Origin of the sequence: Pseudomonas putida (genome assembly GCF_001941965.1) — a bacterium.
Classification (GTDB): Bacteria; Pseudomonadota; Gammaproteobacteria; order Pseudomonadales; family Pseudomonadaceae; genus Aquipseudomonas; species Aquipseudomonas putida_L.
In genome coordinates this window covers 70,221-96,253 of sequence record NZ_MKZO01000067.1, presented here as the reverse complement: position 1 = coordinate 96,253, position 26,033 = coordinate 70,221, and the positions used below count along the sequence as shown (strand labels likewise).

The following is a 26,033-nucleotide window of genomic DNA, read 5'->3' as shown; positions in this document are numbered from 1 at the left end:
CACGTGTTCAAACCCTGGCCTCTCGCCCTTGCCATCGCCCTGGCCGCCGCGCCCGCGGCCTTCGCCCGGGCTGAAGGTGCGCAGCAGCAACAGCTGCTGCGTTTCGATCTGCCCGCCGCCAGCCTGGCGCAAACCCTGAATGCCATCGCCCGGCAGAGCGGGCAGGTGATTTCCCTCGATCCCGCATTGGTCGCGGGCAAGCAGGCTGCGGCGATCCGTGGCGAGATGAGTGCGTTGCAGGCCTTGCAGCAAGCGCTGGCGGGCAACCGTCTGCAAGTGATAGTCACCGGCAGCGGCACGCTCAGCGTCATACCCCGGGTCGAAACCGAGGGGGCACTGGAGCTGGGTGCCACCAGCATCAACGGCGTCGGCCTGGGCGAAACCACCGAGGGCAGCGGCTCCTACACCACCGGAGCCGTGACCATCGGCAAGACCCCGCAGTCGCTGCGCAATACCCCGCAGTCGGTCACCGTGGTCACCCGCAAGCTGATGGACGACAAGAACCTGGTCTCCCTCGACCAGGTGATGGCCCAGACCCCCGGGATCACCCGGGCCAACCGCGGCTATGGCAACAACCATTTCAGCTCCCGCGGTTTTGACCTGACCGACGACAGCTACATGGTCGATGGCGTGGCCGGGCAGGCCTTCGCCTACACCGGCTGGATGATTCCGGACATGGCGGTGTTCGACCGCGTCGAAGTCCTGCGTGGCGCCGCCGGCCTGCTGGTGGGGGCGGGCGGTCCTGGCGGGGCGGTGAATCTGGTGCGCAAGCGCCCGACCACCGAACCGAGGTTCTCCGTCACCACCCGCGCCGGCTCCTGGGACAACTACCGTCTCGATCTCGATGCCAGCGGCAAGCTGAATGCCGAAGGCACCCTGCGCGGTCGCATGGTCGCGTCCTACGAGGACAAGCACTCGTTCATCGACGTGACCGAGAGCAAGCGCCCGCTGCTGTACGGCATCGTCGAAGGCGATCTGAGCGACGCCACCACCCTCGGTGTAGGCCTGCGCCGGCAGACTTCGCGCATCGATGGCTACAGTGTCCTCGGCTTGCCAAACAACCCCGATGGCAGCAATCCGCACCTCAAGCGCTCGACCTTCCTCGGTCAGGACTGGGCCAAGTTGCAAACCCGTACCGATGAAGTCTTTGCCGACCTCAGCCATCGCTTCAATGAAAACTGGAACGGCAAGCTTGCCCTGTCCCATTCCGAAAGTGCGTTCAATCGCAGCGCCATCGAATGGAGCGCCGAGGACACCCTGGAATACGGTAGCCCGACCGGACCGATGATTTCCGGGACCAACTTCCACAAGTTCGATGTCACCGCCAATGCCATCGATGGTCATCTCGATGGCGACTTCGAGGCCTTCGGCCTCAGCCACCAGATCTCCCTGGGCGCCAACTGGTCGAAGCGCAAGATGAACGACAAGGATGCGACGGCACGCCTGGACAGCCCCCTGCCGCTCAACGTCTACGCACCCGATCACCACCTGTTCCCGGAGCCCGCGCGACCGGCCTGGGCCGCCAAGGACGACACCTTCGACACCCGCTACGGCACCTACCTGAATGCCCGCCTGCACATGACCGAGGACCTGAGCCTGGTCCTCGGTGCGCGCCTGAGCTGGTACAAGACCGAGGCCTGGAGCGACGACCTGGTGGCGACCAACGAGCAGAAGCACGAGTTCACGCCCTTTGTCGGGGTGATCTACGACCTTGACCAGGACTGGTCCTGGTACGCCAGCTACGCCGATATCTTCATGCCTCAGGCCAGTTATCGCACCGCCGCGGGTGGCATGCTCGACCCGGCCATCGGCTCCAACTACGAAACCGGGATCAAGGGTGAACTGCTCGACAAGCGCCTGAACGTGTCCTTCGCGGTGTTCTACATCGAGCAGGAAGATGTCGCGGCGCGGGACTACGCCAATACCGGAAATTGCCCACAGGATGTCGCCGGCCGCTGCTACCTCAACAGCGAGGGCATCAACCGCAGCAAGGGCTTCGAGGCCGAGGCCAGTGGCGAGGTGCTGCCGGGCCTGCAAGTGGCAGCGGGGTACACCTTCAACACCACCAGCTCCCAGGATGGCGGGCCGATTTCTGCGCAAACGCCGAAGCACATGCTGCGGGCCAACACCAACTACACCCTGCCGGGTGAGTGGAACCGCTTCAGTGTCGGTGGTGGTGTCTCGGCGCAGAATGCCTACTACGACGCCTACAACGGCGTGAGCAACAGCGGCCGGGCGCTGTTCGATGCGCGGGCGGCGTACAAGGTCGACCAGCACTGGACGGTGGGGGTGGACATCGAGAACCTGCTGGACCGCAAGTACTTCGACTCGACGGGGTACTGGACCCGGGGGACGACGTACGGGACGCCGCGGAGTTACATGGTGTCGTTGCGCGGGGATTTCTAACGCGTGCGCGGGCCCTGTGGGAGGCTCCAATGGGGATCGACGACAGATTCCTGCTGTCGCTGATGGCCCCATCGCCGGCAACGCCGGCTCCCACAAGGACCGCGAGCACCACCGAACCCTGTGGGAGCTGGCGTTGCCAGCGATTGGCCCGACCAGGCACCATCATTGCGAAAGCAGCGCTTACAACCCCATCCGATACTCGATCACCCCCGGCTTTTCCGCGATCCAGTCATACAACCGCTGCGCCGTGCGATTGCTTTCCTGGGTATGCCAGTAGAGCCGGTCGCAGGCCTTTTCCCGCGCTTGCCCCTGCACGTATTCGATCAACTGCTTGCCGATCATCCGCCCGCGTGCGCTCGGGCAGACGTAGAGGTCCTCGAGGTAGCAGAAGTCGTTCCTGCCCCAGGTGGAACGGTGAAATACCCAGTTCACGAAACCGTAGATGCGCTTGTTGTCCGCAGCCACCGCGCAATGCACCGGCTCCGCAGGGTCGAAGAAGCGCTCCCAGGTGACGCCGGTGAGTTCCATGCCCAGGTCCACCTGGTAGAAGGTCTGGTAGCTGCTCCAGTATTCGCACCACTGCTCCATATCACCTTGCGCCAAGGGACGTATCACTATCGATTGTTCTACTGCTGCCATGGAAAGGCTCCTGTCTGGACTGGTCGAAGCGGGCGTGTGCCCGGTTGCGATTTATAGTCCTGGAATGGGCTGAAATAGCCGGCCAATTACCGATAGCCAGTCAGACCATTTTGCGCAGCAGCTTCTTCAGCTTGCTCACTGCAGCCGTCAGTTCCGCCGGCGTATGCGCCGCGAAGCCCATCAGGAAGCCCACGTCGTTGCGCGGTCGCGCATACAGGCTGCCCATCCCCAGCAAGTCCACGTCCACTGCCCTTGCGGCAGCGACCAGCGCCCGTTCATCCATGGGCCGGGTAAAGAAGCAGGGCATCTGCATGCCGCCAGCGGGAACCTGTGGCACGAGGAAATCCGCCAGATGCCGGTGTACCAGCTCGGCGAGGATATCCCTGCGAGCCTTGTACAGCGCACGCATGGTCCTGACATGGGCACCGAGATGCCCGCCCTCGATAAAGCGCGCCAGGGTCAGTTGCGAAAGTGAAGGGTTATGTCCGTCCTGCAACGTCCGCGCCGCCGTCATCGGACCGACCAGTTGTGGCGGCAGGACCATGTAACCGATGCGTAGGCCGGGGAACATGGATTTGGTGAAGGTGCCGATATAGAGCGTCCGCTCATGGGCATCCAGCCCCTGCACGCAGGCGGTGGGGCGCCCTTCGTAGTGGAACTCGCTGTCGTAGTCGTCCTCGATGATCCAGGCCCGTTGCTGGCGCGCCCATTCGATGGCGGCCAGGCGCCGGTCGAGGGACAGGGTGGTGCCACTGGGAAATTGATGGGACGGGGTCAGGAACACCGCCCGGGCATCCGGTGCCAGGGCGGCCATGGCCTCGACCTGCATGCCATGTTCATCGACGGGCACCGGGACAGCTTCCAGGCCCGCAGCGCCAATCGCCTTGCGTGCGCCGTGATACATGGGATCCTCCACCAGCACCCGCTCGCCGCTATCCATCAGCACCGTCGAGCACAGGCTCAGGGCCTGCTGCGAGCTGGTCAGGATCAGCACCCGCTCGGCGCTGGCCTGGGCACCACGTTCGAGGTTGAGGTAATCGGCGATCGCACTGCGCAGCACCTCCATGCCCTGTGGCGCGCTGTGCAGCAGGGCACGGGTGCCATGCTCCTTGATGACCTGGCGTTCCAGTCTTTCCCAGACCGGCAGCGGAAAATTCCGCGTTTCGGCAACGCCGGGCGCGAAGGGGCGCGGGTATTGGAAGTTGTGCACACCGCCGTCGCGAAACACGGCGGCTCCGCGACGACTCAGTTCAGCCGGTCCGGTATTCGCCTTCGCAGGCTGGCGCTTGCGCGGCGGCAGATGGCGGGCACGTTCCGAGACGAAACTGCCGCTGCCGACCTGGCGCTCGATAAACCCTTCGGCATGCAGCTGGCTGTAAGCCGCCTCGACCGTGTCCCGCGATACACCCAGGGACACTGCCAGTGGTCGCGTGGCCGGCAGCGGCTTGCCTACGGCCAGCGCGCCATCGAGGATCAATTGACGAATCCCGCGCTGGATGCGCACATGCAGTGAAAGCACGCCGTGGGCCGGGTCACTGATCCAGGCCTTTACCGATTCCAACTGGGCGGTCTTGAACATTGGTCTGCTCTTCATCCGTGAATGGACGGGATAATCCCGCCATTCTACGACCGCCCGAAGTCCGCGATCAGCCGAAAATCACGTAGCTCTTGCGCACCGTCTCGCGAATGGTCCACAGCCCCTGGGTATCCGGCGGAAAACACAGGGTATCGCCTGCCCGGAACTCCAGCGGCTCGCCTCCATCCGGTGTGAAGCTGCCTTCGTCACTGATGATGTAGCTGTACTCCGCTTCCTTCACGCCCCGGCGAAAACTCCCGGGTGTGCACTCCCAGATTCCGGTTTCCGCGTTCGCGCCTTGCAGACTGTGCTGCCCGGCACTGCGGCTGAGGGCTCCGGAATCCCCCACCGGAGCGGGTTCGCTGAATTGTTCTTCGCTAACGGCGGCTAGTACGACAGGTTTCATCAGGTGATCTCCTCGCATCAGAAAACGGCATCGAGCAGCCGGTACCAGGCGATACCGACGCCCAGGTAAAGGCGCTGCAGGCCATGGAACGGAATGGGGCGGATCGGCGTGACCGGGAACGGAAATTCCTTTTCCTTGCCCAGCAAGCGCTGCGCCAGGTGCCGTCCGAGGGTGCTGGCCATGGCGATGCCGCGACCGTTGTAGCCGAGCAGGATGCTCAGGTTCGGCGCCGGCTCGTGCAGGCGTGGCATGAAGTCCTGGGTCAGAGCGACGCGTCCGGCCCACTGGTACTCGAACTCGACCCCGGCCAGTTGCGGGAACAGCCCGAGCATCGAGCGCTTGAGGTGATTCCAGTCCTCTGCCGAACGCGGTTCGGCGAACGGGCCGCGGCCACCGAGCAACAGGCGGCCGCTGGCGTCCTGCTTGAAGTAGAGAAGCAGCCGTCGCGCATCGGAACATACCTCGCCACCGGGCAGCACGCTGCGCCGCAGGTCTTCCGGCAGGGGGCGGGTGGCGACGATGAAGCTGTTGGCGGGCAGCAGGGTCTGGCGCAGGTTCGGCCAGAGGTTGTCTGTGTAGCCATTGGTGGCGAGCACCACATGCTCGGCACGCACGCTGTGCTGCTGATCGGTGGTCAGCCGCCAGCGCCCGTCTTCCTGACACAGGTCGGTGACGCGGTTATGCCCGTGGATCTGCACGCCCTCGGCAATCGCTGCTCGGGCCAGGCCGCGGGCGTAGCTCAGCGGCTGCACGCTGCCGGCCCGGGGGTCGACCCAGGCACCGAGGTAGTCGCTGCTGCCGATGCGCCGGGTGACGCTGGCCTGGTCGAGCATTTCCACCGGCACGCCGCGTTGCCGCCACTGCTGTGCGCGGCGTTCGATGGCGCGCATGGCGGTGGGGGAGGCAGCCGGCTGGATCCAGCCGTGGCGGGTCGCCTCGCAGTCGATGTTGTAGCGCTCGATCAGTTCGAAGACGTTATCGGCGGCGTGCCCGACCACATCGATCAGGCGCTCGGCGCGGTCGCCGCCGAACATCCGGCGCAGGTCGTCGGGGTCGTGCTTGAGCCCGGGGATCACCTGGCCGCCATTGCGCCCCGAAGCGCCCCAGCCCGGCTCGCCGGCATCCAGCACGCAGACCCGGGCGCCACCGCGGGCCAGGTGCAGGGCGGTGACCAGCCCGGTATAGCCGGCGCCGACCACCGCCACATCGACCCGCAGGTTGTCGCGCAGCGGCGGGGTGGCCGGGGCCTCGATGGCCGTGGCGGCCCACAGTGAAGGGGGCAGTTGCAGGCTCATGCCTGGCCTCCTTCGGTGTTGAGCAGGCGCCGGAGGAATTCCTGGGTGCGCGGCTGCTGCGGTGCGCCGAGTACGTCCTTCGCCGCGCCTTCCTCGACGATCCGCCCGCCATAGAGGAAGCAGACCTTGTCGGCCACCTCGCGGGCGAAGCCCATTTCATGGGTCACCACCACCATGGTCATGCCCTCGGCGGCCAGGGTGCGCATGACTGTCAGCACCTCGCCGACCAGTTCCGGGTCGAGGGCCGAAGTCGGTTCGTCGAACAGGATCGCCTTGGGTCGCATGGCCAGGGCGCGTGCGATGGCCACACGCTGTTGCTGGCCGCCGGACAACTCGTCCGGGTAGGCGTCCATGCGGTGGCTCAGGCCGACCTTCTCCAGCAGGGCGCGGGCGTGTTCGCGGGCCGCGGCCGGGTCTTCCTTCTTCACGTACACCGGGCCTTCCATCACGTTCTGCAGGGCAGTGCGGTGGGGGAACAGGTTGAAGCGCTGGAACACCATGGCGACCTGGGTGCGGATCTCATGGATGCTCTTTGCATGCCGGTCGACCCGCTCGCTGCCCACCAGGATGTCGCCACCCTCATAGGTTTCCAGGCCGTTGATGCAGCGCAACAGGGTGGATTTGCCCGAGCCGGACGGGCCGATCAGGCACACCACCTGGCCGCTTTCGACGTTCAGGTCGATGCCTTCCAGAACCCGGGTGCTGCCGTAGCTTTTATGCAGGGACTTGATGCTGATCATGCGTTCTTCCTCGTGGCGATCCGCGCTTCGAGGCGGCGCAGGGCATAGGACAGCGGCAGGCTCAGGGCCAGGTAGAGCAGGGCCACCAGGGTGTAGACGGTCATGTTTTCGAAGGTCGAGGAGGCGATCAGCTGGCCGGCGCGGGTCATTTCCGCGACGGTGATGGTCGATACCAGCGACGAGTCCTTGAGCATCATCACCAGGGTGTTGCCGTAGGGCGGCAGGGCGATGCGGAAGGCCTGGGGCAGGATCACCCGGCGCATGATCATCGGTCCGCGCATGCCGATGGACTCGGCGGCCTCGATCTGGCCCTGCTGGATGGCCTGGATACCGGCGCGGAAGTTCTCCGCCTGGTACGCCGAGTAGGCGATGCCCAGGCCGATGATGCCGGCCTGCAGGGCGCTGAGCTGCACGCCGAACTCCGGCAGGACGAAGTAGATGTAGAACAGCTGCACGATGATCGGCAGGCCGCGGATGATGTTGACCACGGTGATGCCGAACAGGGCGACGGCGCGGACCTTCGACACCATCATCAGGGCGAAGGCCAGGCCGATGATCGAGCTGAGCAGGAACGAGGCGATCGTGACCTGCACGGTGACCACCGCGCCACTCAGGAGAATGGGCAGGAAGTCCAGGGCGTTCTGGAGAAACATGGGAAATGTCCGTGAGTGCGAATCAGGAAAGCGCGCCCGCACGGGGCGCGTGAGAATCGACGGTCAGTCGAGGTGCCACTTGTCGATGATCGCTGCCAGGGTGCCGTCGGCCTTGATGCTGGCGATGCCCTGGTTGACCCGGCTGAGCATGTCGCTGTCGCCCTGGCGCAGGATGATGCACACCTCGCCCTTGATCTGCGGGGTGTAGCTGTCCACGAGACGGACCTTCTTCAGCGTGCCCTTGGACATCTGGTAGGCGAGGATCGGATGGTCGCCGAAGCCGGCCTTGATCCGGCCCAGGGCCAGGTCGCGGGTCAGGTCGGCGAGGGAGTCGTAGCCGCGCACTTCCTTGAAGATGCCGCGCTTGTTCAACTCGTCGATGAAGATGGTGCCGACCTGGGCGCCAACCACTTCGCCCTTGAAGTCATCCATGCTGGTGTAGGCACCGGTATCGTCGTCGCGCACGATCAGGCCCTCGCCGTACTCGAACACCGGGTCGGAATACTGCACGACCTTCTCGCGCTCCGGAGTGCGCAGCATGGCGGCGGAGATCAGGTCGATCTTGCGCGCGGTCAGCGAGGGAATCAGGGCGGCGAAGGTGGTCTGGGCGATCTCCACTTCGAAGCCGGCGGCCTTTGCCACGGCCTGCGCCGAGTCGACCATCATGCCCTGGATGCTGTTGCTCTTGACGTCGAGGAAGGTGAAGGGAATGCCGGTGGCGGTGGCGCCGACCTTGTAGGTATCGGCATTGGCGACCAGCGAGGTTGCGCAACTGGCCATCAGGGCAAGGGCGCAGGTCAACACACGAAAGCGAGGATGCATGGCGAATACTCCCATTTGACGCGGTTTTTTATAGTTGTGCGTTATGGATGCCTCATGAAGCGGCAGGAGGCGGTAAATTCACCATAATGTGATTTACATAAATCGTAAAGAGATTTATAAGTATCGACTATCGATATTCAAAGCCTGTTTTTTACCAAGGACGCGACATGAGCGACAACGACAACAGCCTGTTCAACCAGTCCCTGGAGAAAGGCCTGGCGGTGCTGCGGGCCTTCAACGCACGCAATCGCACCATGAACCTGGCCGAGGTGGCGGCAGCGGCCGGCATCAACAAAAGCTCCGCGCAACGGATGATCCACACCCTCGAAGCCCTGGGTTATGTCAGCAAGCATCCGGTGACCAAGCGCTTCCAGTTGACCCCGCACGTGATGGAGATCGGCTACAACTACCTGGCTGCCGATACCCTGGTGGACGTCGCCAACCCGTTCCTCGCCGAGCTGGCGCAGACCACCGGCGAGACCACCAACCTGACCGAGCCGGTGCGCAGTGACATGCTCTATGTTGCGCGTTTCGTCGGGCCCAAGTTCATCCCCATCCACCTGCCGATCGGCAGTCGCATTCCCATGTACTGCACGGCGTCCGGGCGTGCCTACCTGAGTGCGCTGGAGGATGACGAGGTCATGGCCTTGCTGGAGCAGAGCGATATCGCCAGCCATACCCAGTTCACCCGGACCTCGATGGAGGCGATACTCGGTGAAATCGCCGAGATCCGCCGCAAGGGCTATGCGATCAACAGCGAGGAGCTGTTCCTCGGCGATATGGCAGTGGCGGCGGTGGTGCGCAACAGCCAGGGGCGGCCGGTGGCGTCGGTGCATGTGGTGGCGCCTACCAGCCGCTGGACTCGTGAAGAGGCCGAGCGCCGCCTGGCGCCGGCTGCGCTGGAATGTGCGCGGGCTATCAGCACTTCGATCAGAACGTTGTAGGATCAAGCCTGCTGATGGCTTCGTGTTCAACGCGGATCAGGTGCGCTGACGTCGAAGCGTCAGCGCGTTGGAGGGATCAGGCGGGTTTCAGCAAGCCAGCGATCTTGTCCTTGATGTCCAGGCGTTCCTTGCGCAGGCGGGTGACGATGTCATCCGCGCTGGCGCTCTGTTCGGCTTCGACGACTTCCTTGTCCTTCTGCAGGTAGCGGTTTTCCAGCTCGCCCAGATGGGGGCTGCTTTTCTTCAGCGCCTCGAATGCTTCCGCGGTCACTCCCAGGTCGGCGTACAGATTGTGCTTGACCGGCATAGCTTCAACTCCTCAGTCAGGTCGGGGCATGAACCTTCAGCGTAGATGCCTTTGCCGGGTTGGGTAGGCGGGGTTAGTCTGTCGGCTCTTTTTTCCGCGACCGGTAATCCCCAATGCCCCAGCTTCATCTGGAATACAGCGCCAACCTGCGTGACCTCGATACCGACAAGGCCCTGCTGCGCCTGAACAGCGCCCTGGTCGCCAGCGGCCAGTTCAGCGACGAGGTGGATATCAAGAGCCGCGCTGTCGCCCATGAAACCTTCCGTATCGGCGTGGCGCCCGTCGAGCGCGCTTTTGTCCATGTGAAGCTGGCGCTGCTCAGCGGGCGTTCTCCGGAGATCAAGCGTCAGTTGTCCGCCAGCCTGCTGGAAGCCCTGAAGGATGTGCTGACGATACCGGCCGGGATCGATACCCAGTTGTGCGTGGAGATTCTGGATATCGATCGCGATTCCTATTCCAAAGTACGCTTCCCCGGGTGACCAAGCTCCAAGCCATAAGCTGCAAGCTGCAAGAAACAGCCAAGCCAGCGCGGCTCTGGCCTTTACTTGTAGCTTGCAGCTTACGGCTTGAAGCTGAGAAAGCTGAACGGCGGCTGAATAAAACGATACGGATTAACAAAGGTTCATTTTCGCCATCGTTTGTTGCCATTTTTTTCACGGAAAATTGATGAGCGCCTGCTTAAAGTCCACCCCGCGAACAACCTGATGTCGCAAAGGCATCAGTGGATGGATCTTTTTAAAAGCGAATCGTCATGCTGAAAATAAAGTCGTTGCGTCCCGAATGGGTGACGCTGCTTGCCAGCGCCTATCTGCTGATCGGCTTCAACTCGGTGCTGTGGGGGCACCTCACCACCGTACTTCAAGGCGATGCCAAGGCCCTGGTGCTGCGCGTTGCCTTCGGTGTGCTGCTGCTGTGCGCCTTCAATATCGTGCTGACCTTGCTGGCGTTTCGCAAAGTGCTCAAGCCGGTATTGGCAACGCTATTCATTATCAGCGCCGGTGTTGCCTACTTCATGAGCCAATACGGCGTGCTGATCGATATCGGCATGTTGCGCAATACCCTGGAGACCAATGTCACCGAAGTGCGCGACCTGCTCTCGCCGAAGTTGTTCGTTTATATCTTCCTGCTCGGGATAGTTCCGACCTTTGTTTTGTTCAGGATTCCAGTGAAGTTCCGCAGCCTGCCGCGGGAACTGCTGCAGAAAGTCTTGGTGTTGCTGGGCAGCGCGGCGTTGCTGGCGGTGGTGGCGATGGTCAATTACCAGGGCCTGTCCTCGCTGTTCCGCAACCACCATGAGCTGCGCTTGATGATCGTGCCGAGCAACTACATCGGCGCCTCGGTGAACTATGCCAAGGAGAAAGTCGGTGTCGCCTCGCAGCCGTTCCGCAAGATCGGCGAAGACGCCACGCTCGCTTCCAGTTGGTCGGCGCATCCGCGTAAATCCCTGACCGTGCTGGTGGTGGGTGAGAGTGCCCGGGCGGAGAACTTCGGCCTGCTCGGCTACAACCGCGATACCAACCCCGAACTGAGCAAGGAACAGGGCCTGGTGAGCTTCAGCAATGTCACCTCCTGCGGGACCGAAACCGCAGTGTCGGTGCCCTGCATGTTCTCCGGCATGACCCGCAAGGACTACGACGCCGCCAGGGCGAAGAACCAGGAGGGTCTGCTGGACATGCTCCAGCGTGCCGGCCTGGCGGTGTACTGGCGCGACAACCAGTCAGGCTGCAAGGGCACCTGCGACCGGGTGCACTTCGAGGATGTCAGCAACCTGAAAGAGCCCGGGCTGTGCGCCGACAACGAATGCCATGACGAGATCCTCCTCAAGGACCTCGTCGCGCGCATCGATGACCTGAAGGAAGACACCGTGCTGGTCCTGCACCAGATGGGCAGCCACGGGCCGGACTACTACAAGCGCTACCCGGCCAGCTTCGAACGCTTCACCCCGGTGTGTCACAGCAACGCGCTGAACCAGTGCGACCGGCAGAGCATCGTCAACGGCTACGACAATACCCTGCTGTACACCGACCACGTACTGGCCTCGCTGATCGATGTGTTGCGCAGCAAGCAGGACCAGGTCGACACCGCGATGATCTACCTCTCCGACCATGGCGAGTCCCTGGGCGAGTACAACCTGTTCCTCCACGGCACCCCGTACATGCTGGCGCCGGAACAGCAGAAGCACGTGCCGATGCTGGCCTGGTTCTCGGACAACTACCGCAAGAGCTTCGGCGTCGATACCGACTGCCTGCAACAGGGTCGCGAGCGGCCGCTGAGCCAGGACAACCTGTTCCACTCCATGCTCGGCCTGCTGCAGGTCAAGACCTCGCTGTACAACCCGCAACTGGACCTGTTCGCCGGTTGCCGTCCCGCCCAGGCATCACTTTAAAAAACGCGGCACGGGCTCGCGCCACCTACTCTGGAAAGGCTACCGTCGAGCGGTTTCCCGGCGGTGGCCTGTGCCGTATATACTGCGCGCCATTGTATGTGGGAGAGCCTTGTGGCCATCGATATTCACTGGATTACCGACGACAGCGCCCTGGCGGAACATTGCCGGCACTGGCGTCAACTGCCCTTCGTGGCCCTCGACACCGAGTTCATGCGGGTCGACACCTTCTACCCCAAAGCCGGTTTGATCCAGGTCGGCGATGGTCAACGCGCCTTCCTTGTCGATCCGCTGCTGATCAACGACTGGCAGCCCCTGGCCGGCCTGCTCGAAGACCCGGCGGTGATCAAGGTCCTGCACGCCTGCAGCGAAGACCTCGAAGTCCTTGCGCGCCTCACCGGCAGCCTGCCGGCGCCGCTGTTCGACACGCAACTGGCGGCCGGTTACCTCAATCTCGGTTTCTCCATGGGCTACTCGCGCCTGGTCCAGGAAGTCCTCGGCATCGAGTTGCCCAAGGGCGAAACCCGTTCCGACTGGCTGCAGCGCCCGCTCTCCGAGACCCAGGTCAGCTACGCGGCGGAAGACGCCGTGCACCTGGCCGAGCTGTACGAGCGCCTGCGTCCGCAACTGAGCGACGACAAGAACGCCTGGGTCCTGGAAGACGGTGCCGAACTGGTGGTGCAGCTGTGCCGGGAGATCGATCCCTGGGAGCTGTATCGCGAGGCCAAGCTGGCCTGGAAGCTGTCCCGCGCCCAGCTCGCCGTGCTGCGCGAACTGTGCGCCTGGCGCGAGCTGGAGGCCCGCGAGCGTGACGTGCCGCGCAACCGCGTGCTGCGTGAACATGCCATGTGGCCGATTGCCCGGACCCAGCCGGACAACCTGGTGGCCCTGGCCCGCATCGAGGACATGCATCCGCGCACCATCCGCCAGGATGGCGAGTTCCTCCTCGACCTGATCAAGCGCCACGGCAACCTGCCGCCAGACGAGTGGCCGCCGGCGGTGCCCGAGCCGCTGCCGATCGAGGCCGCGGCGCTGCTGAAAAAACTGCGCGCCATCGGCCAGGCCGAAGGCGAGCGCCTGAACATCGCCCCCGAGCTGATGCTGCGCAAGAAAACCCTCGAGGCACTGCTTAAGAGCGGCTACCCCGACGGACCGTACCAATTGCCCGACTCGCTGCGCGGCTGGCGTCGCGAGCGAATGGGCCAGGCCCTGCTGGATTGCCTGGCCGACGCTGGAGAAGCCTCTTGAAACGTATCTGTTCGATCTACCGCAGCCCGCGCAAGCAGGGCATGTACCTCTACCTGCTCAAGGCCGATGGCTTGAACAAGGTGCCGGATGCCTTGTTGCCGCTGTTTGGCACCCCGCAGCACGCCTTCGACGTGGTGCTGACCCCGGAACGCACCCTGGCCAGCGAAGACATCGGCAAGGTCCTGGAAAACCTCGACAACCAGGGCTTCCACCTGCAGATGCCGCCGGCCGAAGAGGAATACATCGAGCACCTGCCGGAAGAATTGCTGCGCCGCAACGATCCGGTCTGATCCCGTCTCCGCAGGGCCGGTCCTGGCCGGCCCTCCCGCCGTTCTGCAAGGTTGTAATCGATATGCGCGTTCTGATCGCCGAACAGGATCACGCCCTCTATGCCCGCCTGCTGCGCGAGGCATTGCCCGAACTCGAAGTGCTGACCAGTGGTGATTCCGCCGAACTGTCGGAGCTGGCTGCGCAATGCCCGGTGTGGCTGGGCCAGCCGGACCTGCTGGCAACCCTGCTGCGCCAGGGCCACCGCCCGGACTGGGTGCAGTCGACCTGGGCCGGGATTACTCCGCTGCTGGCCGAAGGGCTGCCCCGCGAATACCGGTTGACCCGGGCCGTGGGTATCTTCGGTCAGGTGATGGCCGAGTATGTGCTGACCTATATGCTCGGCCACGAGCGCGAGGTGCTGACCCGCCTGATGAGCCAGGTCGAGCGCAAGTGGGACGGCCGGCCTGGCCGCAGCCTTGAAGGGCGCCGGGTGCTGATCGTCGGCACCGGTGATATCGGCTGCGAGGTTGCGCGTTTCCTCGTACCGTTCGGCTGCACGCTGTACGGCGTCGCCAGTTCACCCCGCGAGCTGGAGCCCTTTGTCGAAGTGGCCGGGCTGAACGAGATTGGCCGGCTGGTGGGGCAGGTGGATTACGTGATCAACCTGGTGCCGGATACCCCGGCGACCCATGATATCTATGACCTGGCGCTGTTCGAGCGCTTCAATCCGGATGCGCTGTTCATCAACGCCGGGCGTGGCGCAGCGGTGGTCGATGGCGACCTGGTGGCGGCGCTGACCAAGGGGCATCTGGCCGGGGCGGTGATCGATGTGTGCCGGCAGGAGCCGTTGCCGAGGAATCATCCCTTCTGGACGGCGCTGGGGTTGCTGTTGACCGGGCACAGTTCGGCGCCGACTTCGCCGACGGCGATGGTGCGGTTGTTCGTGGGGAATCTGGGGGCTTATCAGCGGGGCGATGAATTGCGCGGAGAGGTCGATTTTTCGCGGGGCTATTGAGACCGCTATCGCTGCGGTGCGGCGGTCCGACAAGCCAGCTCCCACAGGGTTTGCGGTGCACGCGGTCCTTGTGGGAGCTGGCTTGCCAGCGATGAGGCCCTGAAGGCTTACAGGGTGAAATCACCCTCGGCCGCCAGCTCGTTCAGCGGCCGGCGCGGGCTCGGCACTTCACGGGCCTGCAGGTATTCAGCCAGGGTCGCCTTGTCACCCAGCTTGCCGATCGCCACTACCGCGTGCAGGTCGTAGCCTTCGGGAATCTTCAACTCCTTGCGGGTCAGTTCCTGGTCGAAACCGGCCATGCCGTGGGTGTGCCAGCCGCTGATGCTGGCCTGCAGCGCCAGGTGGCCCCAGGCCGAGCCGGTGTCGAAGGTGTGCCACAGGGCCGGGGTTTCTTCACTGGCGCCCGGGGCGGTGAAGGTGGTCTTGGAGATCACGATCACCAGCGCCGAGGCATGCTGCGCCCAGCTGCGATTGAATTCGTTGAGCAGGCCCAGGTAACGCTCCCAGCTCGGCGTGTCGCGGCGAGCGTAGAGGAAACGCCAAGGCTGCGAGTTGTAGGCCGACGGCGCCCAGCGTGCGGCTTCGAGGAAGCTCAGCAGGGTTTCTTCGGAAATCGCCTCGCCGGTAAAGGCACGCGGCGACCAGCGCTGGATGAACTGTTCATGGATGGCGTAGTCAGCGATACGAGGATTGGCGCTCATGGCGGGTTCCTGGACAGGGGACGAGAATTGAAATGATTTGCAAAACTACAACTGTCACCCCGGCCCTGACAAGCGGTCTGGAAAAGCCGCAGCGCACGTCCTAGACTGGCGCCGCCCGACAGGGCCGAAGAATTTTGATACAGGATCACCGCAACATGCTGGCAAGCTCCGCGCCGTTCTGGACCCGCAAGACCCTCGATCAGCTCGATTCCGTCGAATGGGAGTCGCTGTGCGATGGCTGCGGTCTGTGCTGCCTGCAAAAGCTCGAAGACGAAGACGACAACAGCGTCTACTACACGCGGATCGCCTGCAAATTGCTGGACCTCAAGACTTGCCAGTGCAGCGACTACCCGAACCGTTTCGAGCACGTGCCGGACTGCATCCAGCTCACCCCGGGCAAGGCCGACCAGTTCAAATGGCTGCCGCCGACCTGCGGTTACCGCCTGGTCAGCGAAGGCAAGGACCTGCCGGACTGGCACCATCTGGTGTGCGGTGACCGCGAGCAGGTGCACAAGCGGCGCATCTCGCAGTCCGGGCGGATGCTCAGCGAGAACAGCGTCGCCGAAGATGATTGGGAAGACTATCTGATATTCCGCGCCAGCTGATCTGGCGCGTTCCGCGTTCGTGCAAGGAGTCGGGCAATGCTGGTGCGTCACCCTCTGGCATGGGCTGTGTTGCTGTTGGCAAGCAATGCTGCCTGGGCGAAAAAAGTCGATCTGGATTACCACGTGCGCCTGTTGCCGCAGAGCGGCCAGGCCGAAGTGCGCGTGACCCTGGCCGATGGTGCCCAGGTGCGCAGCCTGGATTTCGATCTGGGCAAGGAAGGCCTGTACAGCGACTTCAAGGCCGATGGCCCGTGGCAGCAGGCGGCGGACAGCCAGCGTGGGGTCTGGCAGCCGGCGCCGGGCAAGGCCAGCCTGAGCTACAAGGTGCGCCTCAACCACAAGCTGAAGAATGGCAGCTACGACAGCCGTATTGCAGCGAACTGGGCGCTGTTCCGTGGTGATGACCTGGTGCCGCCGGCACGCCTGGACCAGCAGGACGGCACCGAACTGGTTGCCCGTCTGATGGTCGACCTGCCCAGCGGCTGGGGCAGTATCGAGACCGCCTGGCCGCGGATCGGCAAGCAGCGTTTCCGTATCGATAACGTCTCGCGCCTGTTCGACCGGCCCACGGGCTGGATGCTGGCCGGGACAGTCGGGGCCCGGCGTGCCCGGCTAGGCGAGACCGAGGTCAGCGTGGCCGGACCGGTAGGGCAGGGGCAACGGCGCATGGACGTACTCACGCTGCTGACCTTCGTCTGGCCGCAGTACCAGGCGGTGTTCCCGCGCAACCCGCCGAAGCTGCTGCTGGTGGGCGCCCGTGAGCACCTGTGGCGTGGCGCGCGGGCGGCGAACAACTCGATCTACCTCAACAGTGCCAGCCCGCTGGTCAGCGAGAACGGCAGCAGTCCGTTGTTGCGCGAACTGGTGCGGGTGTTTGCCCAGGTCAACGATCGCGAGGGCAGTGACTGGATTACCGAGGGGCTGGCGGAGTACTACGCGACCGAGCTGCTGCGCCGGGCCGGGGGCATCAGTGATGATCGCTACCAGGCCTTGCAGGCGCGTTTGAACAAGGAAGGCAAGGCGGTGACCAGCCTGCGCGGCGATCAGGTCAGCAGCGCGACCATCGCCCGTGCGGTATTGCTGTTGCAGGCGCTGGACCGGGAGATCCGCATTCATACCCATAACAAGCAGTCGCTTGATGATCTGGTGCGGGCGTTGATGCGGATGAACAGTGTCAGTACGGCGGAGTTCGTGCAGTTGGCGGACAGTGTGATCGGGCGGGAATCCGAAGTTTTGCGTAGTCCGCTGCTTCAGTGATCGATCTTCAGGGCCCTATCGCTGGCAAGCCAGCTCCCACAGGTATCGCGTACACCGCTGAAACCTGTGGGAGCTGGCTTGCCAGCGATGAGGCCCTGAAGAACACAGCAACTCTCAGGGCTTGGGACTGACCAACGAATCATTCCCGGTCACCGTGGCACTCTTGGTCGCCGCCTCCGCCGCATCCTTCAACGACTTCAGCTCACTCCCGGTACGCTCGATCCGTGCGCGGATCCCGTCCAGATCCTGACGCCCCTTCTCCAGCAGGCTCTTGGCCGAACAATGCCCGGTCACCCCGCGGGCCAGCACGGCGCCGCCGATGGCCATCTGGACCAGCCCGAACAACCCGCCGCGACGCAGGCCCTTGCCCACCATCACCACCCCGGTGAACACCGAACCGGCGCGTTCCCAGCCCTGGACATTGTGTTCCGGATTGCTCTGAAAGGGCGTTGCCGGAATCTCTGGCTTCTGGCGCATAAGCGCTTCTCCTCTTGAGTGATGTGATAGCCAACAGACCGCCAGCCCGCGGCCGGCGTTCCATCGCTTACTTGAAGCGCGGCCCGGAACGGGTGTTCAGCCCCTTGGCCATGCGGTCGTAAAGCACCACGTTGACCGTGGCCGCGAGGTTCATGCAGCCATTGGTCGGGATGTAGATGGTTTCTTCGCACCAGGCGCGCACGTCGTCGTCGAGGCTGCCGTCCTCGGGGCCGAAGATGTAGATGGCACGGTCCGGGTGGGTGTACTCCGGCAGCGGGCGGGCGCCGTCCACCAGTTCCACGGCGACAGGGGTGCAGCCCAGGGGAATGATCTTCTGCAAATCGTCGATGCCGATCAGCGGGATGTCGTAGTGCACCCGCTTGGTGTCGGTGACGAAGTCGCGGGCGCGCTCGTAGCGCTTGCCGGTGTAGAACACCGAGTTGACGCCATAGCAGCCGGCGGCGCGCATCACCGAGCCGACGTTTTCAGGGGATTTGGGGTTGTACAGGCCGATGCAGCTGTACCTTTTGTTCGCCACGTGCCGGGCCCTTCGCAAAAAAGACGCGATTATACGGGCTCGGCGACACGGGCGGGCGACCTCAATCCTTCTTCAGCATCCCGGCGAGGGCGGCGAAGGGGTTGTGGGTGGCCTTGGCAATGGACGGCGTGCTCAGCGAGCCTTCGCTGAAGTACTGCTGGTCGGTGTAGCGCGAGTGCTCGTTGTCGTGGCAGTACAGGCACAGCAGCTCCCAGTTGGAACCGTCCTGGGGGTTGTTGTCGTGGTTGTGGTCGCGGTGGTGCACGGTCAGTTCGCTCAGGCGCTTGCCGGAAAACTCCCGGGCGCAGCGGCCGCAGACGTGCGGGTACATGCGCAGGGCTTTCTGGCGATAGCCACGTTCGTCGTCGCGCTTGGCGTCGGCGAGGATGCGGTCGAGCCGCGCAGTGGCGGCGGCGGAGGAGGCGTCAGTCATTTTTTATACCTAATCAGGCTTGGCACGGTTTCGCCGTCAGTTTAGCGCCAGTCCTGCGTCCTGGGCAGGCAATCCGCTACATGGCGGAGTAGTCTGTAGGACATGACCTCGACCAGGAGCCTTACATGCGTCTGACGAGCATCCTGCTGTATTGCGTTGCCAGCCTGGCCACGGCCCAGGCCGATGACCTGCAACCACGGGTTATCGCGCCGGTGCCCGGGGCGCCAGGTACCGCGACGCCCACACCCTATCCGCAAATCAATCCGCCGCCGCAACGGGCGGACGGCAAGCCGGGTGCACCCCTGCTGCCGCCCATGCCGCTGCCTGCGCCGCCCAGGGACCAGCCGCTGCCGGGGCTGACCCCGCCGCCGGACAAGGACAAGCCGAAGAATTAAACCTGCTGCGCCAGCAGTTGCCCGTCGGCCATGCGCAAGCGTTTCGACAGCGCCACCGCCAGGGCCCGGATGACCTTGGCGGCGATCTTCGGGGCGTCGTTGAGCATCTTCTCCAGCGCGTCCTTGCCCAGGCTGAGCAACTGGCAGTCGCTGGCGGCGACGCAGGACGCCGAGCGGCGCTCGCCGTCGAGCACGGCCATCTCGCCGAAGGCACGGCCCTTGCGCAGCACGGCGATGTCCACTTCGTGGCCCTCGGCATCGGTCTTGCGCACCGCCACCTGGCCGGCAACGATGATGCCCATGAAGGTCCCGGCATCGCCTTCGCGGAAGATCACTTCGCCAGCGGCCATGCTGCTCAGGGCGAAGTAGCCGGCAGCGGCGGCGAAGTCGCCGGGCTGGAGCTGGTCGAACAGGCCGCAGTCCATCAGCAGGTCGCGGATTTCATTGTTGAGGAAGCTGGGTTCTTGCATCGGATCTTGTCTTTGTTGTCGGTTCGAGGGAGATCGCACCGCGACTCGGGCCGCGGCGCAAGCTCAGACAACGAAAAACGAGATTTACACCACATCCAGCTCATTCAGGACGAAGGCGTATTCCAGTGCCACATCGCGCAGGCCCTGGTAGCGCCCGCTCATGCCGCCATGGCCAGCGCCCAGTTCGGTCTTCAGCAGCAGTGGATGAGTGTCGGTCCTGGTCACCCGCAGCTTCGCCACCCACTTGGCCGCTTCCCAGTACTGCACGCGGCTGTCGTTGTAGCCGGCGATCACCAGCATTGACGGATAGGCCTGGGCGCTGAGGTTTTCATAAGGCGCGTAGGCCTTGATCCGCTCGTAGACCTCAGGCTCCTCCGGGTTGCCCCACTCGTCGTACTCGGTGACTGTCAGCGGCAGCTCCGGATCGAGCATGGTGTTGAGCACATCGACGAACGGCACTTCGGCAATCGCCACCTTGAACAGCTCGGGCCGCTGGTTGAGCACTGCGCCGATCAGCAGGCCGCCGGCGCTGCCGCCGCTGATCGCCAGTTGCTCGGCGCGGGTGATGCCGGAGGCGATCAGGTGCTCGGCGCAGGCAATGAAGTCGCTGAAGGTGTTGTGCTTGTGCTCCTGCTTGCCGGCGCGGTACCAGGCTTCGCCCAGCTCGCCGCCGCCGCGTACATGGGCGATGGCGAAGGCCACGCCGCGATTGAGCAGGCTCAGGCGTGCGTGGGAGAACCACGGGTCGAGGCTTTCGCCGTAGGCGCCATAGCCGTAGAGGTACAGCGGGACCGGCTTGCCGACATCGGCGCGGCGCTGGACCAGGCTGATCGGCACCAGGGTGCCGTCACCGGCGCGGGCCCAGAGGCGCTGGCTGACATAGTCGTCGGCATCGAACTCGCCGAGCACCGGGGTCTGCTTGAGCACCACCTGGGCGCCATCGGCCAGGTCCAGCTGGCGCACCTGGGCCGGACGGTTCAGCGCCTCGTAGCGCAGGCGGATGCGTACGCTGGTGAATTCCAGGCTGTCCTGCACGTACAGGCTGTAGGCGGCGTCCGGCAGTTGCACGCGGTAGGCCGGCAGGCCCGCCGGGCGCACTTCGATGATCGGCAGGCCGCCTTCGCGCAGGCTCAGGGTCAGGGCGGCGGCATTCAGGGTCAGGCCTTCGATCATCACCGTGTCGCTGTGCGGCACCAGCACCTGCCACAGGTCGCGGGTCGGCACGCGGTCGCCGGGGGCGTGGTACAGGGCGAAGTTGATGCCGTCCTGGTTGCTGCGCACGAACCAGCGCCATTCGCCGTCGAGCTTGCCGTGGTCGGCGTCGTATTCATGGCCTTCGACCCGTGGCGCCAGGCAGGCGAACGCGCCTTCCGGGGTGTCGGCATCAAGCGCCCAGGCTTCGCTGGTGGTCTTGCTGTTGAGCAGCAGGACCAGTTGGCGCTCGGAGCTGGAACGGTAGCAGTGCAGGAAGAAGCGCCCGTCGGCTTCCTCGAACACCTGCTCGGCCTGCTCCGTACCGAGACGGTGGCGGAACAGGCGGAATGGCCGGTGGGTATCGTCCAGTTCGGTGAAGAACAGGGTCTGGCTGTCGTTGGCCCAGGTCATGCTGCCGTCGCAGTCGTCGAACGGCAGCTCGCTGATCGCGCCGCTGGCCAGTTCCTTGACGTACAGGGTGTAGATCTCGTCGCCGCTGGTATCCAGGCTGTAGGCCAGGCGCTGGTGGTCCGGGCTGATGTTGAAGGCGCCGAGGCTGAGGAAGCCGCCTGCCGCCAGTTCGTTCGGGTCGAGCAGCAGTTCCTCGCGGTCCTGGTCGACGGTATTGGAGTCGTCGGCCGGACGCGGGCAGCGGTAATGCCGCGGGTATTCGTCGCCGGCGGTGGTGCGGGTGTAGTAGAGATACGGGCCCCAGGGCGAGGGCAGGGACAGGTCGGTTTCGAGGATGCGGCTCTTGATTTCCTCGAACAGCGTTTCGCGCAATGGCGCCTGCTCGGCCAGTTGCGCCTCCTGGAAAGCGTTCTCGGCTTCGAGGTAGGCCATCACCTCGGGGGCGTCGCGTTCCTGCAGCCAGGCATAGGGATCCGCGCCTTCGTCCCGGCGGGCGAGGGGGGCGGAAATGACTGGGGCGGAAGAGGACATATGCGGTTCCTTGGCTGGGGGGCGCCTGCGCGCGGAAAAATCGTTATCATAAGCGCCTGTTTGCCTACCTTCCACGGACGCCATGACCGAAAACGACTATCTGCTCGCCTGGGGCCTGTATGCCCTGGCCGCCCTGGGTTGCCTGTGGGTGAGCTTGCGCATGACCAGCTGGATGTGGCGCTGGCTGCGGGAGCCGCTGCGGGTGCTGGTCGCCGTGCTGCTGTTCACCCCGACCATCGTCGACCCGGCCAAGGACATCTTCGCCCCGGCCATCGCCATCAGCGCCCTGGACCTGGCCTTCAAGGTCGGCAACAACGTCTGGCGTGCTGCGGCGGACCTGGCCATGTACGGCATGATCGCCTTCGCCCTGTACCTGATCTTCGTCGCCATCCGCCTGCCCCTGGAGTCCCGGGCCCGGGCGCGTCGCGAGCGGGCCGAAGCGGCGAAGAAGCGCGAGGCCGAGGAAGTCCTGGCCGAGCCTGTGGACAGCCGTGACCGCTATCGCAACGAGCCGCCCGAGCCGCCGCAGGGTGGCCCGCGCCAGCGTCTCGAACCGCGTCTGTAACCGGAGCGACCGAGCATGTGTGAACTCCTCGGCATGAGTGCCAATATCCCCACCGACATCGTCTTCAGCTTCACCGGCCTGATGCAGCGCGGCGGGCGGACCGGCCCGCACCGCGATGGCTGGGGCATCGGTTTCTACGAAGGCCGTGGCCTGCGCGTGTTCCAGGACCCGGCAGCGAGCTGCGAGTCGGAAGTCGCCAACCTGGTGCAGCGCTACCCGATCAAGAGCGAAGTGGTGATCGGGCATATCCGCCAGGCCAACGTCGGCAAGGTCTGCCTGTCCAACACCCACCCGTTCGTCCGCGAGCTGTGGGGGCGCAACTGGTGCTTCGCGCACAACGGCCAGCTCGCCGACTTCAACGGCCTGACCAGCTTCTACCGGCCGATCGGCGACACCGACAGCGAAGCGGCCTTCTGCGATTTGCTCAACCGCATCCGCGAAGCCTTCCCGGAACCTGTGGAAGTGGAAGAACTCTTGCCGGTGCTGGAACAGGCCTGCGCCGAATACCGCGGCAAGGGTGTGTTCAACTGCCTGCTCAGCGACGGCGACTGGTTGTTCTGCTTCTGTTCGACCAAGCTGGTGCAGATCACCCGGCGGGCACCGTTCGGCCCGGCGCGGCTCAAGGATGTGGACATGATCGTCGACTTCCATGCCGAAACCACGCCCAACGACGTGGTCACGGTCATCACCACCGAAGCGCTGACCGAAAACGAAACCTGGAACCGCTACGAGCCTGGCCAGTGGGGCCTGTGGCGCAAAGGCGAATGCATCGCCAAGGGCCAGACCAGCTAAGGACGAGCCGATGCTCAGAAGCTACCTGCGGTTGATGTTGTTCACCTGTGGTCTGTTGCTGGGCGTCCAGGTGCCCGGCCTGATCAATGACTACAGCCAGCGGGTGCAAGCCCATCTGCTGGAGTCCCGCGAAGGCCTGAAGGGCTTCCAGCAGACTGCCCAGCGCTTCTTCAATGGCGACCTCCAGGCCCTGGTGCGGCATTACCGCGCCAGTGAAGACCCGGTGTTCCAGAGCGATGCCGAGAGCATCGACAGCCTGGTCAGCCGCAACCGCATGCTCGAAAGCGAATGGCAGGCGCTACAAGGCGGCTGGTTCGGTCGCACTCTGCATGTGCTGACCCAGCCGGACCCGGCGATCCGCGAAGAGACGTTCAAGGGCTACAGCTACCAGATTCTGCTCACCCCCGAGGCCGCGACCTGGGGGCTGAGCTGTGCGCTGCTCTTCGCCCTGGTGGTGGAAAGCGTCCTGCTGCTGATCGGCTGGGTGATCATGGGTGGCCGGCGCAAGGCCGTGCAGCCGAGCTGGCGCTAACTTCAACATCTGACGGGAGCCCGCCGTGAGCCGTCTGCTACTGAACTGCGATATGGGCGAAAGCTTCGGCAACTGGACCATGGGTCTGGATGCCGAGGTCATGCCTTTCGTCGATTGCGCCAATATCGCCTGCGGGTTCCATGCCGGCGACCCCGGGATCATGCGCCAGACCGTGGCCCTGGCGGTGAAGCACCAGGTGAAGATCGGCGCCCATCCTGCCTATCAGGACCTGGCCGGTTTCGGCCGCCGCGCCATGGCCTGCAGCCACGAGGAAATCCGCGACCTGCTGCATTACCAGATCGGTGCGCTGGACGGTATCTGCCGGACCCAGGGCACTCGCGTCGCCTACGTCAAACCCCATGGTGCGCTGTACAACGACATGATGGCCGACCACGGCAAGCTGCGCGCTGTGCTCGAGGCCGTGGCTGCCTACGATCCGCAATTGCCACTGATGTTGATGGCTACCGCTGACGACAGTGCGGCTCGGGCGTTGGGCGCTGAAATCGGTATGCCGCTGTGGTTCGAAGCGTTTGCCGACCGTGCCTATGATCCTGCCGGCCATCTGGTCTCCCGACGCTTGCCGGGAGCGGTGCATCACGACCCGGCGTTGATCGTCGAACAGGCCCTGCGCCTGGCCCGTGGCGAAGCGCTGACCGCCAATGACGGCAGCGCCGTGACCCTGCAGGCCCAGACCCTCTGCGTGCATGGCGACAACGCCAGCTCCCTGGCTGCCGTGCGCCAGATCCGTCAGGCCCTGGATGCCCTGAAAACCCCATGAAGCCAAGGATCGAAGCGGTCGCCATCGACTGCCTGATGCTGCGTCTGTTCGACGCCATCGACGAAGCCCATATGCCGTGGATGCTTGCTGCCAGCCAGCGGGTACGCGCGGTGTTCGGCGAGCGGCTGGTGGAGCTGGTGCCGTCCTATACCACGCTGATGATCCAGTTCGACTGCTCGCCTGCCGAGGCCCGCAGCCTGATCGGCGAAGCGCTGCGCGATCTGCAGCCGGACAGCGGCCGGGCGGGGCGCCTGATGGAGATTCCGGCGTGGTATGACGCCAGCGTCGGCCCGGAACTCAGCGTGCTGGCGGCGCGCTGCGGGGTTACGGAAAGCGAGATCGTCCGGCGTCATACCGGGCGCGAATACCAGGTCTTCGCCCTCGGCTTCGCGCCGGGTTTTGCCTTCATGGGTTTGGTCGAGGAATCCCTGGCCTCACCCCGCCTGGCCACACCGCGCAAACGCGTGGCGGCGGGCAGCGTGGGGATTGCCGAGCGGCAGACGGCGGCCTATCCGGTGCTGTCGCCGGGCGGCTGGAACCTGATCGGGCGCACTCCGGCGCCGCTGTTCGATCGCGAGCGCGACGGTTACAGCCTGCTGCAACCGGGCGACCGAGTGCGTTTCGTGGCTATCGAACGGGATGAATTCATCAGGCTCGGTGGTGACGACTCGCCGCTGGAGGAGCAGCCATGAGCCGTCTGCGGATCGAGGCCAGTACGCCGCTGTGCCAGCTACAGGACCAGGGGCGCTTCGGTGTCCGCCATCTCGGTGTGACCCAGGGCGGCGCGCTGGACTGGGTGTCGGCGCGCTGGGCTAACTGGCTGCTGGATAACCCGGCGCAGGCCGCGGTGGTGGAAATCACCCTGGGCGGGTTTTCCGTGGTGGCTGAAGCGGATTGCTGCCTGGCGCTGGCGGGGGCAGATCTGGATGCGCGGGTCGATGGCGAGCCGTTGAAACCGTGGCGCAGCTTCGTCCTGGGCAAGGGCCAGCGCCTGCAATTCAGCCAGCCATTACTCGGTGCACGGGCCTATCTGGCGGCGCCGGGTGGTTTCGAGGCCCCCCGGGTGCTGGGCAGTGCTGCCACCGTGGTTCGCGAGGAACTGGGCGGGCCGGATGGGGCAGGGCGGGCGCTGGTAAAGGGTGATGAATTGCGCTTTGCCGGAGCTTCGGCGGGGCGTGGGGAAGTGCCTGAGGTGCTGCGTCCGCGACTGGATGGCGAGCCGTGCCTGGATCTGTTGATGGGCGCTCAGTTGGGCGAGTTCAGCGGGCAGAGTCTGTTCGATGCGTTCAACAATCCCTGGGAGCTGGACAGTCGTGGGGATCGAATGGGCATTCGGTTGCTTGGGCCGGCGTTGCGTTATCAGGGCCGGCCGATGATCTCCGAGGGCATTCCGCTGGGGGCGGTGCAGGTGCCGCCGGATGGGCAGCCAATCGTGCTGCTCAATGACCGGCAGACGATTGGCGGGTATCCGCGGCTGGGGGCGTTGACGCCGTTGGCGCTGGCGAGGCTGGCGCAGTGCTTGCCCGGGGAGCGGGTGAGGTTCAGGGCGGTGGTGCAGGAATTGGCCTGGGCTGAAATGCAGGCATGGCTCAAGAGGTTTGCTGGCTGATAGGGCCTCATCGCTGGCAAGCCAGCTCCCACAGGTTCAGC

General features: G+C 64.6%; 30 protein-coding genes. 16 read left to right on the top strand and 14 right to left on the bottom strand.

Annotated features, from left to right (window positions below; all coding sequences use genetic code 11):
• The first annotated feature begins 3 nt into the window (after window positions 1-3).
• Entirely contained in the window at window positions 4-2,406 is a 2,403-nt protein-coding gene (locus tag PSEMO_RS27915; RefSeq protein ID WP_081430348.1) for a TonB-dependent siderophore receptor, read from the top strand.
• Window positions 2,407-2,586: 180 nt separating this feature from the next.
• Here PSEMO_RS27915 and PSEMO_RS27910 read toward each other — a convergent pair whose 3' ends face one another.
• The 7 genes from PSEMO_RS27910 to PSEMO_RS27880 all read right to left on the bottom strand — a co-directional run bounded on the left by PSEMO_RS27910 (window position 2,587) and on the right by PSEMO_RS27880 (window position 8,537).
• Entirely contained in the window at window positions 2,587-3,045 is a 459-nt protein-coding gene (locus PSEMO_RS27910) for a GNAT family N-acetyltransferase (RefSeq protein WP_075806112.1), read from the bottom strand.
• A 100-nt stretch (window positions 3,046-3,145) separates the two neighbouring features.
• A complete protein-coding gene (pdxR, locus tag PSEMO_RS27905; protein WP_075806111.1) occupies window positions 3,146-4,624 on the bottom strand; it encodes a MocR-like pyridoxine biosynthesis transcription factor PdxR in 1,479 nt (492 codons plus the stop codon).
• A gap of 67 nt (window positions 4,625-4,691) precedes the next feature.
• The gene (locus PSEMO_RS27900) at window positions 4,692-5,027 is read right to left on the bottom strand and encodes a cupin domain-containing protein (RefSeq protein WP_075806110.1); all 336 of its coding nucleotides are present in this window, start codon (window positions 5,025-5,027) and stop codon (window positions 4,692-4,694) included.
• Between the two features lie 17 nt (window positions 5,028-5,044).
• Window positions 5,045-6,322 (bottom strand): NAD(P)/FAD-dependent oxidoreductase, encoded by a 1,278-nt coding sequence (locus tag PSEMO_RS27895; protein WP_075806109.1) that lies wholly within the window; start codon window positions 6,320-6,322, stop codon window positions 5,045-5,047.
• The gene (locus tag PSEMO_RS27890; RefSeq protein ID WP_075806108.1) at window positions 6,319-7,062 is read right to left on the bottom strand and encodes an amino acid ABC transporter ATP-binding protein; all 744 of its coding nucleotides are present in this window, start codon (window positions 7,060-7,062) and stop codon (window positions 6,319-6,321) included. Before PSEMO_RS27890 ends, PSEMO_RS27895 begins: the two co-directional genes overlap by 4 nt.
• Entirely contained in the window at window positions 7,059-7,715 is a 657-nt protein-coding gene (locus tag PSEMO_RS27885) for an amino acid ABC transporter permease (protein WP_075806107.1), read from the bottom strand. Before PSEMO_RS27885 ends, PSEMO_RS27890 begins: the two co-directional genes overlap by 4 nt.
• A gap of 63 nt (window positions 7,716-7,778) precedes the next feature.
• Entirely contained in the window at window positions 7,779-8,537 is a 759-nt protein-coding gene (locus tag PSEMO_RS27880; protein ID WP_075806106.1) for an ABC transporter substrate-binding protein, read from the bottom strand.
• 167 nt (window positions 8,538-8,704) lie between these two features.
• On the opposite strand from PSEMO_RS27880, the gene PSEMO_RS27875 reads away from it, so the two are divergent.
• Window positions 8,705-9,481, top strand: coding sequence for an IclR family transcriptional regulator (locus tag PSEMO_RS27875; protein ID WP_075806105.1), 777 nt, complete (start codon window positions 8,705-8,707; stop codon window positions 9,479-9,481).
• A 76-nt stretch (window positions 9,482-9,557) separates the two neighbouring features.
• Here PSEMO_RS27875 and PSEMO_RS27870 read toward each other — a convergent pair whose 3' ends face one another.
• On the bottom strand, window positions 9,558-9,788 hold the full coding sequence (locus tag PSEMO_RS27870) for a YdcH family protein (RefSeq protein WP_075806104.1): 231 nt from the start codon (window positions 9,786-9,788) through the stop codon (window positions 9,558-9,560).
• 113 nt (window positions 9,789-9,901) lie between these two features.
• Between PSEMO_RS27870 and PSEMO_RS27865 the strand changes: the two genes are divergently transcribed.
• The 5 genes from PSEMO_RS27865 to PSEMO_RS27845 all read left to right on the top strand — a co-directional run bounded on the left by PSEMO_RS27865 (window position 9,902) and on the right by PSEMO_RS27845 (window position 14,704).
• On the top strand, window positions 9,902-10,267 hold the full coding sequence (locus PSEMO_RS27865) for a 5-carboxymethyl-2-hydroxymuconate Delta-isomerase (protein WP_075806103.1): 366 nt from the start codon (window positions 9,902-9,904) through the stop codon (window positions 10,265-10,267).
• Window positions 10,268-10,539: 272 nt separating this feature from the next.
• Window positions 10,540-12,174: a phosphoethanolamine transferase gene (locus PSEMO_RS27860; RefSeq protein WP_075806102.1), complete on the top strand. Its 1,635-nt coding sequence runs from the start codon at window positions 10,540-10,542 to the stop codon at window positions 12,172-12,174.
• A 111-nt stretch (window positions 12,175-12,285) separates the two neighbouring features.
• The gene (gene rnd, locus PSEMO_RS27855; RefSeq protein WP_075806293.1) at window positions 12,286-13,419 is read left to right on the top strand and encodes a ribonuclease D; all 1,134 of its coding nucleotides are present in this window, start codon (window positions 12,286-12,288) and stop codon (window positions 13,417-13,419) included.
• A complete protein-coding gene (locus PSEMO_RS27850) occupies window positions 13,416-13,709 on the top strand; it encodes a YcgL domain-containing protein (RefSeq protein WP_075806101.1) in 294 nt (97 codons plus the stop codon). The genes rnd and PSEMO_RS27850 overlap by 4 nt, the downstream gene beginning before the upstream one ends.
• A 62-nt stretch (window positions 13,710-13,771) precedes the next feature.
• On the top strand, window positions 13,772-14,704 hold the full coding sequence (locus PSEMO_RS27845) for a D-2-hydroxyacid dehydrogenase (protein ID WP_075806100.1): 933 nt from the start codon (window positions 13,772-13,774) through the stop codon (window positions 14,702-14,704).
• A gap of 107 nt (window positions 14,705-14,811) precedes the next feature.
• Here PSEMO_RS27845 and PSEMO_RS27840 read toward each other — a convergent pair whose 3' ends face one another.
• Window positions 14,812-15,405 carry a nitroreductase family protein gene (locus PSEMO_RS27840; RefSeq protein WP_075806099.1) on the bottom strand — a complete coding sequence of 198 codons (594 nt, stop codon included), beginning with the start codon at window positions 15,403-15,405 and terminating at the stop codon, window positions 14,812-14,814.
• 155 nt (window positions 15,406-15,560) lie between these two features.
• On the opposite strand from PSEMO_RS27840, the gene PSEMO_RS27835 reads away from it, so the two are divergent.
• Together PSEMO_RS27835 and PSEMO_RS27830 are read left to right on the top strand one after the other, a co-directional pair.
• The gene (locus PSEMO_RS27835; protein WP_075806098.1) at window positions 15,561-16,010 is read left to right on the top strand and encodes a YcgN family cysteine cluster protein; all 450 of its coding nucleotides are present in this window, start codon (window positions 15,561-15,563) and stop codon (window positions 16,008-16,010) included.
• A 36-nt stretch (window positions 16,011-16,046) separates the two neighbouring features.
• Window positions 16,047-17,267: a hypothetical protein gene (locus tag PSEMO_RS27830; protein WP_075806097.1), complete on the top strand. Its 1,221-nt coding sequence runs from the start codon at window positions 16,047-16,049 to the stop codon at window positions 17,265-17,267.
• A 114-nt stretch (window positions 17,268-17,381) separates the two neighbouring features.
• Here the strand turns inward: PSEMO_RS27830 and PSEMO_RS27825 are convergent, their stop codons facing one another.
• From PSEMO_RS27825 to PSEMO_RS27815, 3 genes are all read right to left on the bottom strand, one after another.
• The gene (locus tag PSEMO_RS27825) at window positions 17,382-17,744 is read right to left on the bottom strand and encodes a YgaP family membrane protein (RefSeq protein WP_075806096.1); all 363 of its coding nucleotides are present in this window, start codon (window positions 17,742-17,744) and stop codon (window positions 17,382-17,384) included.
• A 67-nt stretch (window positions 17,745-17,811) separates the two neighbouring features.
• A complete protein-coding gene (locus PSEMO_RS27820) occupies window positions 17,812-18,282 on the bottom strand; it encodes an RNA methyltransferase (RefSeq protein WP_075806095.1) in 471 nt (156 codons plus the stop codon).
• A gap of 61 nt (window positions 18,283-18,343) precedes the next feature.
• Window positions 18,344-18,715 carry a YajD family HNH nuclease gene (locus PSEMO_RS27815; RefSeq protein ID WP_075806094.1) on the bottom strand — a complete coding sequence of 124 codons (372 nt, stop codon included), beginning with the start codon at window positions 18,713-18,715 and terminating at the stop codon, window positions 18,344-18,346.
• A 125-nt stretch (window positions 18,716-18,840) separates the two neighbouring features.
• Here PSEMO_RS27815 and PSEMO_RS27810 point away from each other — a divergent pair, with 125 nt between their 5' ends.
• Entirely contained in the window at window positions 18,841-19,110 is a 270-nt protein-coding gene (locus tag PSEMO_RS27810) for a hypothetical protein (RefSeq protein WP_075806093.1), read from the top strand.
• Here the strand turns inward: PSEMO_RS27810 and PSEMO_RS27805 are convergent.
• Both PSEMO_RS27805 and PSEMO_RS27800 read right to left on the bottom strand, forming a co-directional pair.
• Window positions 19,107-19,580 (bottom strand): Crp/Fnr family transcriptional regulator, encoded by a 474-nt coding sequence (locus PSEMO_RS27805; protein ID WP_075806092.1) that lies wholly within the window; start codon window positions 19,578-19,580, stop codon window positions 19,107-19,109. The genes PSEMO_RS27810 and PSEMO_RS27805 overlap by 4 nt on opposite strands.
• 84 nt (window positions 19,581-19,664) lie before the next feature.
• Window positions 19,665-21,716: a S9 family peptidase gene (locus tag PSEMO_RS27800; protein ID WP_075806091.1), complete on the bottom strand. Its 2,052-nt coding sequence runs from the start codon at window positions 21,714-21,716 to the stop codon at window positions 19,665-19,667.
• 82 nt (window positions 21,717-21,798) lie between these two features.
• Here PSEMO_RS27800 and PSEMO_RS27795 point away from each other — a divergent pair, with 82 nt between their 5' ends.
• Genes PSEMO_RS27795 through PSEMO_RS27770 form a run of 6 tightly spaced genes read left to right on the top strand, consistent with a single transcriptional unit; the run spans window position 21,799 to window position 25,992 of the window.
• On the top strand, window positions 21,799-22,281 hold the full coding sequence (locus PSEMO_RS27795; protein WP_075806090.1) for an MFS transporter: 483 nt from the start codon (window positions 21,799-21,801) through the stop codon (window positions 22,279-22,281).
• A 15-nt stretch (window positions 22,282-22,296) separates the two neighbouring features.
• On the top strand, window positions 22,297-23,073 hold the full coding sequence (locus PSEMO_RS27790) for a class II glutamine amidotransferase (protein WP_075806089.1): 777 nt from the start codon (window positions 22,297-22,299) through the stop codon (window positions 23,071-23,073).
• Window positions 23,074-23,083: 10 nt separating this feature from the next.
• Window positions 23,084-23,605: a DUF2937 family protein gene (locus tag PSEMO_RS27785; RefSeq protein ID WP_075806088.1), complete on the top strand. Its 522-nt coding sequence runs from the start codon at window positions 23,084-23,086 to the stop codon at window positions 23,603-23,605.
• A gap of 25 nt (window positions 23,606-23,630) precedes the next feature.
• Window positions 23,631-24,383, top strand: a complete 753-nt coding sequence (locus tag PSEMO_RS27780) for a 5-oxoprolinase subunit PxpA (protein WP_075806087.1) — start codon at window positions 23,631-23,633, stop codon at window positions 24,381-24,383.
• Window positions 24,380-25,075 (top strand): 5-oxoprolinase subunit PxpB, encoded by a 696-nt coding sequence (gene pxpB / locus PSEMO_RS27775; RefSeq protein ID WP_075806086.1) that lies wholly within the window; start codon window positions 24,380-24,382, stop codon window positions 25,073-25,075. The genes PSEMO_RS27780 and pxpB overlap by 4 nt, the downstream gene beginning before the upstream one ends.
• Entirely contained in the window at window positions 25,072-25,992 is a 921-nt protein-coding gene (locus tag PSEMO_RS27770; protein WP_075806085.1) for a 5-oxoprolinase subunit C family protein, read from the top strand. Before pxpB ends, PSEMO_RS27770 begins: the two co-directional genes overlap by 4 nt.
• Window positions 25,993-26,033: the final 41 nt, after the last annotated feature.